18 protein-coding genes and 1 riboswitch are annotated in these 14,408 nt (G+C 47.9%); of the genes, 7 read left to right on the top strand and 11 right to left on the bottom strand.

The window, feature by feature from the left end:
* Nucleotides 1-47: 47 nt before the first annotated feature.
* Both ACTRXF_RS05985 and ACTRXF_RS05980 read right to left on the bottom strand, forming a co-directional pair.
* Nucleotides 48-1,274 carry an ABC transporter permease gene (locus ACTRXF_RS05985; RefSeq protein WP_474261143.1) on the bottom strand — a complete coding sequence of 409 codons (1,227 nt, stop codon included), beginning with the start codon at nucleotides 1,272-1,274 and terminating at the stop codon, nucleotides 48-50.
* The gene (locus ACTRXF_RS05980) at nucleotides 1,267-2,163 is read right to left on the bottom strand and encodes an ABC transporter ATP-binding protein (protein ID WP_474278270.1); all 897 of its coding nucleotides are present in this window, start codon (nucleotides 2,161-2,163) and stop codon (nucleotides 1,267-1,269) included. Before ACTRXF_RS05980 ends, ACTRXF_RS05985 begins: the two co-directional genes overlap by 8 nt.
* 256 nt (nucleotides 2,164-2,419) lie before the next feature.
* Between ACTRXF_RS05980 and ACTRXF_RS05975 the strand changes: the two genes are divergently transcribed.
* Complete coding sequence (locus ACTRXF_RS05975) at nucleotides 2,420-3,607, top strand: MFS transporter (protein ID WP_474261029.1); 1,188 nt, start codon at nucleotides 2,420-2,422, stop codon at nucleotides 3,605-3,607.
* A gap of 36 nt (nucleotides 3,608-3,643) precedes the next feature.
* Here ACTRXF_RS05975 and ACTRXF_RS05970 read toward each other — a convergent pair whose 3' ends face one another.
* A complete protein-coding gene (locus tag ACTRXF_RS05970) occupies nucleotides 3,644-3,994 on the bottom strand; it encodes a fluoride efflux transporter FluC (RefSeq protein WP_474261028.1) in 351 nt (116 codons plus the stop codon).
* Complete coding sequence (gene crcB / locus ACTRXF_RS05965; protein ID WP_474261027.1) at nucleotides 3,994-4,368, bottom strand: fluoride efflux transporter CrcB; 375 nt, start codon at nucleotides 4,366-4,368, stop codon at nucleotides 3,994-3,996. Before crcB ends, ACTRXF_RS05970 begins: the two co-directional genes overlap by 1 nt.
* Before the next feature lie 51 nt (nucleotides 4,369-4,419).
* Nucleotides 4,420-4,483: riboswitch (Fluoride riboswitch) on the bottom strand.
* 80 nt (nucleotides 4,484-4,563) lie between these two features.
* Here crcB and ACTRXF_RS05960 point away from each other — a divergent pair.
* Nucleotides 4,564-4,845: a hypothetical protein gene (locus ACTRXF_RS05960; protein WP_474261026.1), complete on the top strand. Its 282-nt coding sequence runs from the start codon at nucleotides 4,564-4,566 to the stop codon at nucleotides 4,843-4,845.
* A 19-nt stretch (nucleotides 4,846-4,864) separates the two neighbouring features.
* Entirely contained in the window at nucleotides 4,865-5,227 is a 363-nt protein-coding gene (locus ACTRXF_RS05955) for a DoxX family protein (RefSeq protein WP_474261025.1), read from the top strand.
* A 49-nt stretch (nucleotides 5,228-5,276) separates the two neighbouring features.
* Here ACTRXF_RS05955 and ACTRXF_RS05950 read toward each other — a convergent pair whose 3' ends face one another.
* From ACTRXF_RS05950 to ACTRXF_RS05935, 4 genes are all read right to left on the bottom strand, one after another.
* On the bottom strand, nucleotides 5,277-5,885 hold the full coding sequence (locus ACTRXF_RS05950) for a VanZ family protein (RefSeq protein ID WP_474261023.1): 609 nt from the start codon (nucleotides 5,883-5,885) through the stop codon (nucleotides 5,277-5,279).
* A gap of 123 nt (nucleotides 5,886-6,008) precedes the next feature.
* Entirely contained in the window at nucleotides 6,009-7,997 is a 1,989-nt protein-coding gene (locus tag ACTRXF_RS05945; protein WP_474261022.1) for a penicillin-binding transpeptidase domain-containing protein, read from the bottom strand.
* Nucleotides 7,998-8,065: 68 nt separating this feature from the next.
* Nucleotides 8,066-8,386, bottom strand: coding sequence for a YrhK family protein (locus ACTRXF_RS05940; RefSeq protein WP_474261021.1), 321 nt, complete (start codon nucleotides 8,384-8,386; stop codon nucleotides 8,066-8,068).
* Nucleotides 8,387-8,719: 333 nt separating this feature from the next.
* Entirely contained in the window at nucleotides 8,720-9,460 is a 741-nt protein-coding gene (locus ACTRXF_RS05935) for an alpha/beta hydrolase (protein WP_474261020.1), read from the bottom strand.
* 188 nt (nucleotides 9,461-9,648) lie between these two features.
* Between ACTRXF_RS05935 and ACTRXF_RS05930 the strand changes: the two genes are divergently transcribed.
* Nucleotides 9,649-10,458 carry an alpha/beta fold hydrolase gene (locus tag ACTRXF_RS05930; protein WP_474261019.1) on the top strand — a complete coding sequence of 270 codons (810 nt, stop codon included), beginning with the start codon at nucleotides 9,649-9,651 and terminating at the stop codon, nucleotides 10,456-10,458.
* Nucleotides 10,459-10,497: 39 nt separating this feature from the next.
* Here the strand turns inward: ACTRXF_RS05930 and ACTRXF_RS05925 are convergent, their stop codons facing one another.
* The gene (locus tag ACTRXF_RS05925; protein ID WP_474261018.1) at nucleotides 10,498-11,352 is read right to left on the bottom strand and encodes an NmrA family NAD(P)-binding protein; all 855 of its coding nucleotides are present in this window, start codon (nucleotides 11,350-11,352) and stop codon (nucleotides 10,498-10,500) included.
* A 12-nt stretch (nucleotides 11,353-11,364) separates the two neighbouring features.
* On the bottom strand, nucleotides 11,365-11,694 hold the full coding sequence (locus ACTRXF_RS05920) for a tRNA-binding protein (RefSeq protein ID WP_474261017.1): 330 nt from the start codon (nucleotides 11,692-11,694) through the stop codon (nucleotides 11,365-11,367).
* A gap of 115 nt (nucleotides 11,695-11,809) precedes the next feature.
* Between ACTRXF_RS05920 and ACTRXF_RS05915 the strand changes: the two genes are divergently transcribed.
* Together ACTRXF_RS05915 and ACTRXF_RS05910 are read left to right on the top strand one after the other, a co-directional pair.
* Complete coding sequence (locus ACTRXF_RS05915) at nucleotides 11,810-12,193, top strand: hypothetical protein (protein ID WP_091613831.1); 384 nt, start codon at nucleotides 11,810-11,812, stop codon at nucleotides 12,191-12,193.
* Nucleotides 12,194-12,432: 239 nt separating this feature from the next.
* Nucleotides 12,433-13,173, top strand: coding sequence for an SDR family oxidoreductase (locus ACTRXF_RS05910; RefSeq protein ID WP_022793291.1), 741 nt, complete (start codon nucleotides 12,433-12,435; stop codon nucleotides 13,171-13,173).
* A 47-nt stretch (nucleotides 13,174-13,220) separates the two neighbouring features.
* Here ACTRXF_RS05910 and ACTRXF_RS05905 read toward each other — a convergent pair whose 3' ends face one another.
* Entirely contained in the window at nucleotides 13,221-13,907 is a 687-nt protein-coding gene (locus tag ACTRXF_RS05905) for a YqjF family protein (protein WP_474261016.1), read from the bottom strand.
* Between the two features lie 171 nt (nucleotides 13,908-14,078).
* Here ACTRXF_RS05905 and ACTRXF_RS05900 point away from each other — a divergent pair, with 171 nt between their 5' ends.
* Nucleotides 14,079-14,369 carry a hypothetical protein gene (locus ACTRXF_RS05900; RefSeq protein WP_474261015.1) on the top strand — a complete coding sequence of 97 codons (291 nt, stop codon included), beginning with the start codon at nucleotides 14,079-14,081 and terminating at the stop codon, nucleotides 14,367-14,369.
* Nucleotides 14,370-14,408: the final 39 nt, after the last annotated feature.

The raw sequence follows: 14,408 nt of genomic DNA, 5'->3' as shown, positions 1-14,408 counted from the left end.
CCTTTTCCAGTATGCATAAGATGAATAGATGCTGCACCTTTAGTGTATCACTTTCTGCGGGCAAGTTCCCGTGCCTGCCTGACCCTTCTGCTAAATGAATCGCCGCTGTAAACGAGGACACTTCCACGGTAAAGACGAACGCTGAACCAGGCCGCCGCTGCCACCAGAGCAAGAGTGAGGCCGATGCTCAGGCCCATCTGCCACCACGGAACGTCTAACGCATTCGTTCTCACAAACATTGTAAACGGAGTGAAAAAAGGAATGAAGGAACTCGCAGTCACGAAAATATTCCCCGGAGCAGCGAGTCCGAAGTTTGACAGAACAAACGCCCCTACGAGCAGGAATGTCAGCGGCTGACTGAAGTTCTGGACTTCTTCCGTTTTGGCTTCCATCGACCCGACCATTGCGTACAGCGTTCCGTAAAGGACGATGCCAAGAAGCAGGAACACGGCGGCATATATCCATGTGGAAACAGCGGCTCCGCCAGCCGAGCTGATAAGCGAAGTGATATCATCGAGCCCGGCCGCGTTCACATAAATTACGGCTGTTACCGCCACGAGGGCCATTTGGAAAAGCCAGATGGCTGATACTCCGAATGCCCGGCCGAACAAATGCTGAACCGGCGACGCACTCGAAATAAGAATTTCCATCACGCGCTGCTCTTTATCCTTGGCAATCTGCATCGCAATCATAATTCCGCACATCAACGAATAAATGTAAATCACAAAAACGACTGCGTAGGAAAGAAGATTGAACCCTTCTTCGGAGGAGGGTTCCCCGCTTCCTCCGGCCCCATCTGTACTTTCTGCAATTTGCACAGGCGAGGTAATATTTTGGACCTCTTCCCCTGTAATACCGAGTTCATGTGCGTATTGAGAGACATGCGCCTGCTGGATGCCAGCGGAAAGGGCGTCAGTCGTTTCTCCCGTCTCTTCATCGGTATACAAATTTCCATTATATCTGTTTCCGCTGTTTTCAAAGATCAGGTAGCCGTCTGTTTCCCCGTTTTCCCATGCATTTTCTGCCTGTGCTTCCTGTTCATAAGGCAGAAGCTCTATACCAGCCGCTTCCCCCGGAACCTGAAGAGAGTCACTGTCATTGACGACAGCCAGGCTGCTGATATCAGCTTCCCCGTCTCCAAAAAAGTCGATAATTCTGGGCAGACTCAGGGCAATAAGCACAACAAAGAGCATAACCGCCGTTGATACAATAAATGATTTTGCCCCTGCCCGTACCCGGAATGTATGAGCAAAGATTCTCCACGTATTACGCATCGCTTTCACCTATTTTCTCTTTGAAAATCTCTTCGAGCGACGGGGGCTCCATCCGGAAGATGCGTACGTCTCCATATGTAAAAAGCTGCTGTAGAATATCCTGGGATCTTGCTTTTGTGTCCGTATAGATGTGCATTTTTTCCCCGGCGGCACGCACCTCTCGGACCCCTTCCCACATCCTGACCTCTTCCGGCGGGCAGGAAGCTTCAGCGACAATCCGGTTATGATCCATGCGTTCCTTGATTTCCCCGAGGCGTCCGCTCAAAACATCTCTGCCTTTTTTAAGCATAACGAGCTTGTCGCAGATCTCTTCCACGTGCTCCATGCGATGACTCGAAAAAATGATAGTTACTCCGTCCCGGCGCAGGTTCTGAATGGCTTCCTTTAAGATATCTGTATTCACCGGATCGAGCCCGCTGAACGGTTCATCAAGGATAAGAAAATCTGGGCGGTGGACGAGTGCAGCGATCAGTTGAATTTTTTGCTGATTGCCCTTCGAGAGCGTGTTTAATTTCTGTTTCTTTTCCTTTTCAAGCTCAAACACTTCGAGCCAGTATGCCATCGAAGTCTTTGCTTCCTTCTTATTCATGTTTTTCAGGCCAGCCAGAAACTGCAGCTGCTGCTCCACCTGTTCTTCCGCAAACAACCCCCGCTCTTCCGGCAGGTAGCCGACCTGCTCAAGCGGCAGATGATGGACTTTTTTGCCATTCCATTCCATTGTTCCGTCTGTACGCTCCATCAGACCGAGCAGCATACGGAAAGTAGTCGTTTTTCCAGCTCCGTTCTGACCAATCAAACCGAGACTTTCTCCGGGCTGAATGGAAAAAGAAAGCTCATCAACAGCCTGCTTTTCTAAAAACCGCTTCGATAAATGATTTACTTCAAGCATATACGACCTCCTCCGGGGTATGAAAACTTCTCTTCCATGATAAACAATATAACATCCATTTTATACCACAAATTCCCAAATAATCTTTTTCGAAGACAGACCCTGGCATTAAAAGGTTCGACAAAAAAAGCTTGTTCCCTTTGTGCTTGTTTATTGAAATTAAAGGTAAGCGCTTATCTTTCAGATGGAATTGGTTTATGATGGAAGCAGCTGTTTTTTACGCAAATGATTGATTTTTTACATAAGGATGATAGCTATGACCATTACAAAGCGTGATCACGCGCTGTTTTTAACTGCGGTTTTTTGTTTCTGGTTCGCGACCTATGTATACGTACCGGTATTTAGCCTGTATTTGGAAAACAGCAATTTCACCTACACCGCTATCGGTATTATTCTCGGTGCCTACGGGGCAACGCAGGTGCTATTGCGCTATCCACTCGGCATTCTTTCTGATGCTCTAAAGGGGCTGTTGAAAAAACTGCTGATTGTTGGATTTGTCAGCGGATTCGTCAGCGGCGTGCTGCTCGTCTTATCTGATTCTTTTGCAGCAGTTTTTACCGCCCGGCTGCTTGCCGGGGTGACCGCCTCGATGTGGGTAATGGCGACAATTATGTATTCCCGTTACTTTTCTCCTGACCAATCTTCGAGAGCGATGGGCATCCTGCAGCTTTTAACGGTTTTCACCCAGTTTATCAGCATGATGTTCAGCGGCTACCTGGCTGATTTATTCGGGTTTACAGCGCTGTTCTGGATTGCTGCAGTTTTTTCTCTTATCGGCATTGGATTTACGCTGTTCACAAAAGAAATTCCGGTACAAAGCAAAACCGGGCCGTTGAAAATTCGTTCTTTAATCAGCCGTACTCTTCGTCTGCATGACCTGCGCTGGATTACGTGCGCGAGCTTTATCGGTCATTCTATTATTTTCATGACCATTTTCGGCTTCACCCCGCTGTATGCTTCTTCGATAGGCGCTACCGAGCGGACGCTGGTTATTATTTTTATCGCCTTTTTTGTTCCACACCTTTTAGCTTCTCTGTTTTTATCTTTTTACACCGTGTCGGTCCGTATGCACAAGCCGCTCCTTTATGGCTCCTTTCTCACAGGGGCAGCAGCGCTTGTGTGGATGCCGTCGACCGCGTCTTTATGGGAGCTTAGCATGAACCAAGCAGTGCTTGGACTCGCCCTTGGAATTGTGCTTCCTCTGCTTTTGGGAATGGTTGTCCAGGTGAGCCCCGGTCCGCTGAAAGCGAGCGCGATGGGATTCTACCAGTCGTTTTACGCTGCCGGAATTCTGCTCGGTCCGGTTGTCGCAGGCTCTGTCGCCGAACAGCTCTCCCTTTCGAGTGTTTTTTATTTCGGTGCACTGCTTGCACTCGCTGGGCTTTTCATTACCCGATTGATCCGTTTTCATGTTCAGACAGACGGGGAAGGTTCCCCGGAATGAATAAAAAGCCGTTTCCTGCCCGGGAAACGGCTTTTTTCACCCTAAGAAGTACCCGGCCACCGCCGCCAAAATCCCCAGCGCATAGCTCCCAACTCCGTACAATAAAGCATTTATTCCTTCGCCCGCTTCTATTTTTTGAATGATTTCCATATTAAAGGTGGAAAACGTCGTAAAGGCGCCTAAAAAACCGATGCCAATGCCCGCTGTTTCTGTAATCCCCGCTTCACGGGCAACGATCAGGCCGAGAACAAACGACCCCGATACGTTCACAAACATCGTGCCAAATGGGACTACCCGGTGCCACCCGTTTTCTTTGGACCATGAAACTAGAGCGGCGCGGGCAGCAGCTCCAAAAGCTCCTCCAAGAGCGACAAGCAGCCATGTCATCAGCTTTTCCTCCTTCCTGCGCGGTAACCAATACCTGCAGTTACAAGTCCGCCTGCGGCACTGACCAAAACGTAAATTCCTGCTGCAAGCAACGCATCGTTTTCGATTAACTGAATGGTTTCCACACTGAACGTCGAAAAGGTGGTAAAAGCACCAATAACCCCCGTACCTACTACAGCCTCCCACATAGACGGCCATGCTTTCCGCTGTATAATTCTTGAGGTAAACCATCCAAGTAAAAAGCAGCCGGTAATGTTTGCAGCCATTGTTCCCCACGGAAATACACCGGGAGCCGCTGCAAATAACCGGTCTACAAGGTAACGCAACAGGCTGCCAACAGCCCCGCCAACGGCCATCCATACGTACAGTCTCATCTCTTTTCCCCCTTATTAACGCAAAAAATCCTGTCTGCGCACGTATCCCGTGGACAGACAGGAGTCATCAGCCCTTTTCAGAGCGGTTTCGGCGAACTCCATCGCCATCATTTCTGCACCAGTATACCATAATCTTACACTCAGGATTGATATTTTTATGAACAGGGAAAACAAAAATCAGGGGGCGTGGTCGCTATGTTTATTGTTTTTCAGTTTATTTTAGTTTTTCCTTTTCTGCTGCTGCTGTTCGTTGCTCTGATGATCGGTTTGAAAGAAGACATCCGTACCTTAACCTTTACCAGGCAGCAGGTAGAAGAAGACACCTCCGGCATCATGTTCGTCTTCCATGCATTCGAAAAAAGGGTATACGAATGGACAAACTCCCTATCCCCTCTCTGGCAGAACATTGTCCGCCGCCTCGTTTTTCTCGTCCTCGCTCTTCTTTGTGCAGGGTGCATCTATCTCATTTTATTTTAATACAGAAAGGATACTTATCATGAAACGATGGCTTCTTGCAGCAATTCTTCTTCCTGCCGGCATTCTGCATTTTACCTCACCGGAAAAATTCGAACGTATTCTGCCGCCAAAAGCCCCCTGGAGAAGGGCCGTAGTATATGGATCCGGAGCAGCAGAACTAGTTTTAGGCACAGCTTTTACAGTGCGGAAATGGAGTAAATACGCCGGCAGACCAGCAGCCATCTTTTTTATACTTATTTTTCCGGCTAATGTGTATATGGCTGTCAACAAGATTCCTCTGCGTCCAAACGGCAGAGCCTATCCGCTTTTATACTGGCTGCGTCTTCCTTTGCAGTTGCCGTTGGTCCAATGGACACTTGCATGCAGCAGAAATGAACGCTGATATAAAGAAGAAGCCGCCGTCTCCCAAAAGAAGAACGGCGGCTTTTCATTTACAGTTTTTTAGCCGTCGCCGAGCGGTCCCTCGGAGCAATGGCAGGTGGGAGTATCGGTTTGTTCTGCTTTCTTCGCATACGCCGGTAATACTTAAATATGGCGTAGCCTATCATCGCACCGATCGTATTCAAGATGATCGAATCAATATCAGCCACTCTCGTCGGGTAACCGATAATTAAGTTAATGCCAAACTCCATCAGCTGTATGGAAAAGGATAAAAGCGTACCAATGGCAAAAGCCCAGATAAAGTGAATGTCATCACTGATCAGTATGCCAAAAAAGATTGGCAGCAGCAGGTACAGCAAAATCTGCCCTCCTATTACCCCTAACCATGTGCCTTCCTGAAACGACTCTACAATCGTATAGAATGGTAGAAACTGATAATATTCCCCCAGCTGAAGGCCGGGGCCGAGCGTTCCTTCATAAGGTGCCGGAATCAATGTAAAACGAACAATCGTTGCCAGGTAGATCATAAATACCGCAGCCAGAATTTTTCTTCCTATCGGGTCATGGCTGCGCCGGAACCAGAAAAACAAAAATGTTATTACAATCAAAATCAAACCAATGGTGATCCATAAAAACGGATCAATAAACAGTCCTGTCATTCTTTCACTCCCCTCGTCTGACGTACAAAGAAATCCTTTTTATCCAATACCCGTAATTCGTCTGATATATGAGAAAACAACTAAATTTTTTCTTTGCATATCCATGACAATTCGGTGAACCGATTATTCTTCAAACAGCGGCTTGGTCTGCTCTACCACATATTCACTGCCGCCACGGTCCTCAACGTTTTGAATCATCGAAGTAATTAATAAGTCCTCCTCTTCATTATCGTACGCCACAAACCAGCCGTTTTCCGTACCTTCCTCTTCACCGGCCTGCTTCAGCTCCGCCGTGCCGGTTTTGCCTGAAATCGAAATATTTTCATTCACAGGCTCATACGCAGAGCCACGATCATCCTCCACGACGCCTTCAAGCCCTTCCTGAATCGTTGAAATGCCGCTTTCAGGTACAACGTTTTCCTCCCAGACTTCCCGCTCAGAAGAAGCGAGCAGCTGCGGGGCAAGCATGTCTCCCTCGTTCGTAAAGGCTGTAAATGCCGAAGCCAGATGAACCGGAGACATCTGCATCTGCCCCTGGCCGTAGCCGGTGTCAGCAAGCAGCACTTCAGAATCGAGACCGTCCGAAGCAATCGTCGACTCCCCTATTGGAAAATCATATGGAATCTCCTGATTAAAACCGAACCCTTCCAAACCAGTGGTGAAATCTTCTGCTCCAGTATTCAGCGCTGTGCGCGCAAAATAAATATTATCCGACGTAATTAACGCCTCGCGCAGGTTCACCTCACTCAATGCATCGTCCACCCGGGTCACTGAATAGCCGCCCCAGGAGCTGTCAGGCTGCCATTCAAGGCCTTCGATTGTCATTTCTTCATCCGGGGTAATGGCTTCATTACTCAGACCAATCGAAGCGGTAATAGGCTTCACCGTTGAACCAGGAGCGTACGTGCTGTTGAATTTAGCAGCACGCGGACGGTTCTCGCTGTCATTGAAATCATTCAGCTCATCTTCCGGCCAGCCGTAAATGTAATTGTTTGGGTTGTAGGAAGGGGCACTGACCAGTGCCAGCGTATCGCCGTTCCGCGGATTTAGTGCTGCCGTAGCTCCCACATCCTCCTCTATCTGCTCGTAGGCACGCTCCTGCAGCGACGTATCGATGGTCGTCTCCACATCTTCCCCGGCGACCGCTTCTTCCTCTGCAATCACGTCGTCCTCCGAAGTAGAGATCAGCATGCCCGGCTCACCGCGCAGCCGGTCTTCATACACATATTCAAGCCCGGCCTTGCCAATTTCGGACGACTGTGTATACGTGCCGCCCCGTTCTTCAAGCTCTTCTCCTGAGATATTTCCAGTATAGCCTGTTAAATGAGCAGCGGCCTCCTGTTCCGGATAATACCGCTGGTTTCCGACTTCAGAAAGCTGGACCCCTGGAAGATCCTCCACTGCTGACGCTGCTTCTTCATCATCAGGAGAGAGGGTCTTTACCGGCACCGAGCTCTCGTCTGAAACCCAGTCCTGCTCGAGCGCCCCGGTAATATCCTCTTCCGGCATATCCAGTTCTTCTGCAATAGTGGAAATGGTATCATCCTGCTCTTCTCCCATACTGCCAGGCACCAGACTTACTCTGGTCGTTTCCACATTCGTTGCAAGCGGATCACCGCCTTCCGCCAGAATTTCTCCGCGTTCCGGCTCCGTCCGTTCTACATTTACCGTTTCTTCCCATCCCAGTTCTTCAAATATGTACGAAGGAGACCAGTCCAGCTGCCATTCCTCTCCGTCGTCCTCTGTTTCTTCAAGCACCCAGGAAGCTTCCTTTTCAAAGGCAACATCGCCTGCACTCGTCGTCATGCTTACGGAGAAAGGGAGCGTTGTTTCTTCTTCCCCCTCAGCGTCTTCACCGGCCTCGCCGTTCTGAATATTCAGTTCTTCAGCATTTGTATCCTCGTAAATTGTTTCGTGCCGGTTAATAAACGTTTCCTCGTCAATCTGCTCGCGAGCCTCTGAGCTTAAATACCCGTACATTTCTTCGAAATTTTGGTTGTTCCATGCGTCTGTAAATTCCTGCATTTTGTCCTCCGCACTCTCGCGGTTATTGCAGGCACTGAGCCCTCCAAGGAGGACTATAGCGCCCGCTGCTACAGCCGTCTTTTTCATCTTTCCCCTCCGTTCTCCGTTTCTACAGCCATATTTTAACATAAGTCAGTTTCAGGCGCCGGGTTCGGCTACAGCTTATAGGAACGACTCCCCTTCCGAACACGGACAGCCCGTGCACCCTGCTTTCCGGCATACTCTTTTCTCTGTTTTCTCACTCTGGTTACATGAACCTGGTGAGCTAGAGCTATGACCGGACGAATAAACATCTGAAGGCTCCCGATCACAAACAGCCAGGTACCGTAAAATGTGGTCGTCTCTGAGAAAAATAAAAAGCTGCCGACTAAAAAAACGAGGGCAAGCAACAGGTCATTGATATGATAAATCAGCTGATATACTTTCGTCACACGCAGCTCATAGCCGCCAAATACAAGATCAATATTTTTTCCCAACGTTTTTCACTCCTTTTTTACTCCTTCTGATTCCCTCCCTCCCGCCTTCATAACATAAAAATCACCCGCCACAGCGCAGGTGATTAAATATAGAGCGAGAAAAACCATATAAAAGCAAGAAAACCTGTCAGTATAAATCCGTTACGAATAATTTTTGCCTGGCGTGCATTTTTATTTTCACTTCTGCTGAACCTTCCTCGTCGATGCACCCAGAAAAGCGTCAGATAAAAGATCAGACAGAAAATAACAACCGCTGGCATTAGTATGGACCGAAAGAAAAACTCTGCTTCCATTCCCAGTTCCTCCATGTGTGCCTTTTCTCTTACTATACTGCTAATACAGGGGCGGAAACAACCATGTACAGGCTGCAGGAAACTGGGAAATGAAATACTTTCTGTCATGCATAGCCTTCGGTTTTATATGGAGCGCCACCTGATTTTCGAGCTGCTTTCGGAGAAGTTCATACATCATCTGCGTTCTCGGCACCATGTAGGGTTCAATAAGCGGCTGCCCGCTCCCTTCCCACTCTCCCACATACAGATATACGTAATGGCGCAGGGTAAGAGAGAGTCTATCTTTAATAAAAGACCCCATCCCTTCATACCAGAGCGAAGCAGAAATCAGGCCAACCTTGTGGAAGACGTGGGGATACAGATCGGCAATATAAATTGACACAAGCCCTCCAAGTGAAGCTCCAATCAACCCGGTATGTGAAGCCTCTGTTCTCACCCGGTATTTTTCGTTAATATACGGACGGATGCCATTAGTCAGTATGTATGCGTATTCTGTACCGAGACCCTTAAAATCCGGATGGTGCAGAGAGAGCGCCTTTGAAGGCCACGGTGTGTATTCATGAATACGGCTTTTCGGTTCCACACCGACCATTACTACTGGCTGCATATATCCCGCTTCCATCAGAGCTTCCCACACACTGCCCGACTCCCGGAATAAATATGCCCCGTCCTGAACATAAATAACAGGATAACGCTTCTGTTTATTCCGGTGGTAATCCGGAGGCAGGTATACATATACATCGCGGTCCATAATCTGATGATGAGTGATTGTTCCTCTCATGACCTGCCCCCTTTCTGCTGCATTTTTCCAATTACTTCTTTTTTACCGGTGTCTTTTATCTCATTAGCAACAGGTTAATTGAAAAAGATTATCATTGTCAAATAAAGCGCACAAAGTTTACCACGCAGGCAAAAAGGGTATTTTATTTTATCTTGTATATTTAGCCAGTGAAGGAGGATTTGCTTAGAATGGGACATTATGTAGCTGTAGAAGAAGATGTGCATATCTATGTGGAGGATATCGGTGAAGGAACGCCGGTTGTTTTTATACACGGCTGGCCGGTCAATCACAAAATGTACGAATACCAGATCAATGAGCTGCCGAAGCACGGATACCGGTTTATCGGCATCGACCTCCGGGGATACGGCCAGTCCGACAAGCCGTGGAACGGGTATGATTACAATCAGATGGCTGATGATGTTAAGGGAGTCATTGACGCCATGGGGCTCGATAGCTTTGTCCTGGCCGGTTTTTCCATGGGAGGCCCGATAGCCCTTCGCTACATGGCCCGGCATCAGCAGCAGGGAGTTTCTAAACTGCTTCTGCTTGCGCCGGCGGCTCCAAGCTTCACGCAGCGGGAAAACTTTCCGTACGGCATGGAGAAAAAAGACGTGGATGGCATTATTGATAACCTGAACACCGACCGGCCGAAAATGCTCGAGGATTTCGGAGGTATGTTCTTTGGCAGTGACGATGTTTCTGATGTATTTAAAACCTGGTTCCACGGCCTGGGGATGGAAGCCGGCAGTTATTCGACGATCCATTCAGCAGAAGCCCTGCGGGATGAAGATTCCTTTGAGGATCTTTCTTCCATCACGGTCCCTGCCGAAAGCTTTCACGGAAAAAACGACCAGATCTGCCCGTATGAATTTTCCAGCGAGCTTCAGAAAGGAATCAAAGACCTGAAGGTCGTTCCTTTCGAAAACAGCGGCCATGGCCTTTTCGTAGATGAAAAAGAAAAGTTCAACCAGGAGCTGCTCCGTTTTCTCAAAGAGTAGTACAACGATCAAAGGACACGCAGGCAGCGTGTCCTTTTTCTATAATAAGTGACGCTCGAGGTATGACCGCAGCATTTCCGGAGGCTTTCCGGTGAGTCTCTCCACATCCGAAGTAACCTCTCCCATTAATCCCATCGAAGCCGCTTCATACAGAGAAGCGTTCACACTTCCAAAGCCGGAGCCGTCATCGTATGTCCGGGCAAATTCCTGAACCTCCATTGGTTCATAACGAATGCGTTCTCCTGTAATGTTAGAAAGCAGCTCACACAACTCTTCCATCGTATACGCCTGTATCCCGGTCAGCGTATAAACACCTTCGTGTCTTTCAGGTGCTGCAGCTGCAGCAGCTATAGCCTTAGCCAGATCCCTTCTCGAAATAAAGGAAATAGCTCCTCTTCCTGCAGGATAAGGAAGCCTTTTGGTCCGAACCAGTTCCTCCGTGTAAGAAATCAGCGGGTCGGCATACACTCCATTGCGAATAATCGTTCCGGCCATTCGGCTCATCGCAATACGCCGCACAGCATAGCCGAAAAATGGGCTCATATGGAAGGGGTTGTTCCAATGGTCTGCCGTGAATCCGATAAACACAAACTGCTTTACTCCAGCCTGTTCCGCCGCTTCAACAGAAGTCTTAAATTCTTTGATCCGCTGTTCGGATGGGTGCGTAATGCTCGGGATATAAAGCACAACATCCGCATTGTGAAAAGCCGCCGCCTGTTCGTCAAACGAATAGTAATCCATTTTTTCTATGTTAATATTCTGCTCTCTGAACACCCCTGCTTTTTCGGGACTCCGCACTCCCAGAGTCACCTGTTCCTTTGGGACAAGTTCAAGCAGTTCTTCCGTTACTTTTTCCCCGAGGTGTCCCGTGGCTCCCGTAATAACGTATTTCATACCTTCACCCTCTCAGCCGATTTTTTCTCCGGTCTTCGTTTCGTGATCTGTTTGCAGAAGAGTCACCCCTTCGTCCGTATAAACGCCCAAAATTAAGCATTCTGAAGTGAATGAAGCAATTTTCATTGGAGGAAGATTCACAATACCAATCACTTTTTTCCCTTCCAGGTCATTTATTTCATATAAATCTGTAATTTGAGCACTGGACTGCTTCACTCCCACTTCTTCTCCAAAGTCCACCCATGCCTTATACGCCGGCTTTTTCGCCTCTGGAAATTCTTTTATCTGTACAATCTTTCCTACTCTGATATCCAGGTCGTGAAAATTTTCAATAGAAGCCATCGAAATACCCTTCCTTTCTTTACTTTGATTATGTATCATCGTATCATAAGCGGTTATATTATTTGTAATATCCTGGTACATTTTCGGCTGGGAAACTCATTCGAGGTGAATTGACGTGCGGCGTTTTCTAACATTTTTGCTCGGAATTATTTTAGGTGCCGCCATGAATATACCTATTATCAGCATTGCCCGTTTTTCTGCTGAGTTATTTATCGGGCAGGGGTACTGGCTGATCGGCATCGGGGCATCGATTGTCCTGTGGCTTGTATTTAATCTTCCATTCATTCAATGGTTCGCTGCTTTTGCTGTGCGCTGGAGGTGGATGAACCGTATCGGCATTGGCCTGCTGATGATCGGTGTAGTCACTATGTTCCAGCTGAATAGCGGTGAACTGTTCTGGTATTACATAGAAATTGGAGTCATCATGGCCGCTTCCCTCTGTCTTTTGGTACAGATTATTTTCACTCCGAAGAAAAGACCCCCACATGTGAAGTCGTAAGCTTCCGGCAGATAGCCGGGAGTTTTTTAATGCTCGAACAGAGAACCAAAAATTGTCCGGAAGAGCCCCCGGGATTTCCCTGTCATGAACGTCTCACAATATATTTTTGCCTTCTTAGAAAAAATTGGATGATTGAATCCACACACAACGGGTATCATATATTCCGATGCCACTTATCATTTTAAAGTAACTAACGTTATGGCAGAAACAGCTTATAGAAAAAAGGAGCGATACACGTCATGACAGAACTTCAAGGTAAAACGTTTATTATTACAGGAGCAAGCAGCGGCATCGGCAGAGCAACTGCTAAAAAGCTCGTCGAAAACGGCGCTAACGTAGCACTTGCCGCCCGCCGTCTCGAACGCTTAAACGAAATTAAAGAAGAGCTTTCCGATCAGCCTGGCGAAATCATCGTCAAAGAGACTGATGTTACTTCCCGTGAACAGATGGAAGAGCTCGGACGTGAAGCAGTAAATCACTTTGGCAAAGTATACGGCCTCTTTAACAACGCCGGCCTAATGCCGCTTTCTTTATTGAAAAACCAAAAAGTGGATGAGTGGGACCAGATGGTGGATGTAAACATTAAAGGTGTCCTTTACGGCATCAATGCTATCCTTCCACACATGATTGAAAATAATGACGGCCACATTATTTCCACATCCTCTGTAGCTGCCCACCAAATCTTCCCTGGCAGTTCCGTCTACAGTGGTACGAAGTTTGCCGTGAAGGCTATCATGATGGGCTTAGAACAGGAAGTAGCCCAAACTAACATTCGTACGACTGCCATCTCTCCAGGCGTGGTTAATACAGAGCTGACTGAAACTATTACGGATAAAGAAGTAATGGAACAGTTCGATTCAGTACTGAACGTGCAGCAGCTGAATTCAGAAGATATTGCAGAAGCAGTATACTATGCACTTACCCAGCCGGCTCACGTGGACGTCAATGAAATTGTCGTTCGCCCGGTCGATCAGCCGTAAAATCATGAACGTATTTAAGCCTCTGCTCCGTATTCGGAAGCAGAGGCTTATTTTTTTCGCAGTCTTGCAGCCCCCACGCTCACGCCGGGGCTGACCATCACATGAGCGGGACGGCCGTCTGACTTCCCGAACCCACCGGCTGTAAGCAGTCCGTTTTCTTCTTCCATATACTCCCCGCGATACAGCTCCCACGGCTCGTGTAAGACGTCCCCGTACCATACCTGTCTGTTTTTGGCCGTGTAAAAACGGTACCTCTCAGCAAGCCAATTTTCGAGCGAGCCAGCTGCAGCCGGCAGCTGTTCTCCTGTCGCCCGGTACCTGGCACGAAAGCGGACGTTTCCCGATCTCCGGTGGTGATTCCAGTACGTCCAGCTTTGATGACGGCGGATTGAAAAGCGTGCCTGGTAGTACGGTATAGCAAAATTCCGTCGTGCTATCCAAACACCGAGCGGAGAGGCAGCATCTAAATTATAAAAGTAAATGCCCGGCACCCCGTCTACACGTACATACGTACGCAGGTTTAATTCCGGGAAGTTCAGGCCAGTCCAGACTGGCAGAAAAAACGGGCGGATATCGTGCATCGAAAACGAAACCACCCCTACATACGCCTTCCCCCGAAACGTATCTACGTCCATACGATCCGGCAGAGTGCGGGCCACTTCACCGGGGTCTTTTTCCCAATGTGCAAACAGGGCGTCTCTCCATTTCATCCGTATCAGCTGCGGCTCTTTCATCTCTTCCCCTCTCTCTTCCTTTTCGTTTTATTCCACCCAATATACTACGGTTTGTCGCTGCTTTAAACATAAGTGGCTTCAGCTGTACTATTTTTTCTGCTTCTTATTTTCCTCTCCAACAGGGTTTATGATACATTGAAGGAAGTTTATTCTTCGTAAAGGAGCTTATATATGGAAGACGCCAGAATGAAAATGTTCAGCAGCATGCTTTTAGCCATTTCTGCATTACTTGTTATCACCACTGATATTCTTCTGATTGTTACAGCCATAGTAGTGAGCGGCGGTATTTCGTTATACGTTTATGCCGGCCTTGTTATTACCGCTCTATGGGGCGTTGGCCTGGCGGCTCATTTTAAAGCCCAGAGCCGGATAAGCTTTCTTATCTTTTTTATTTTAACGGTGCTTCTGCTGATTAATCTGTTCAGTGGCATTTTAACGGGGCCGGCAGTAGAATTTTCATAATAAAAAAAGGCCGTTCGCGCGGCCTTTTTTTATTTCCCG

The organism is Marinococcus sp. LNHM3E3-2.2, from assembly GCF_056034385.1.
Note: the sequence above shows the minus strand (reverse complement) of the source record. Positions and strands in the feature narration are given on the sequence as shown.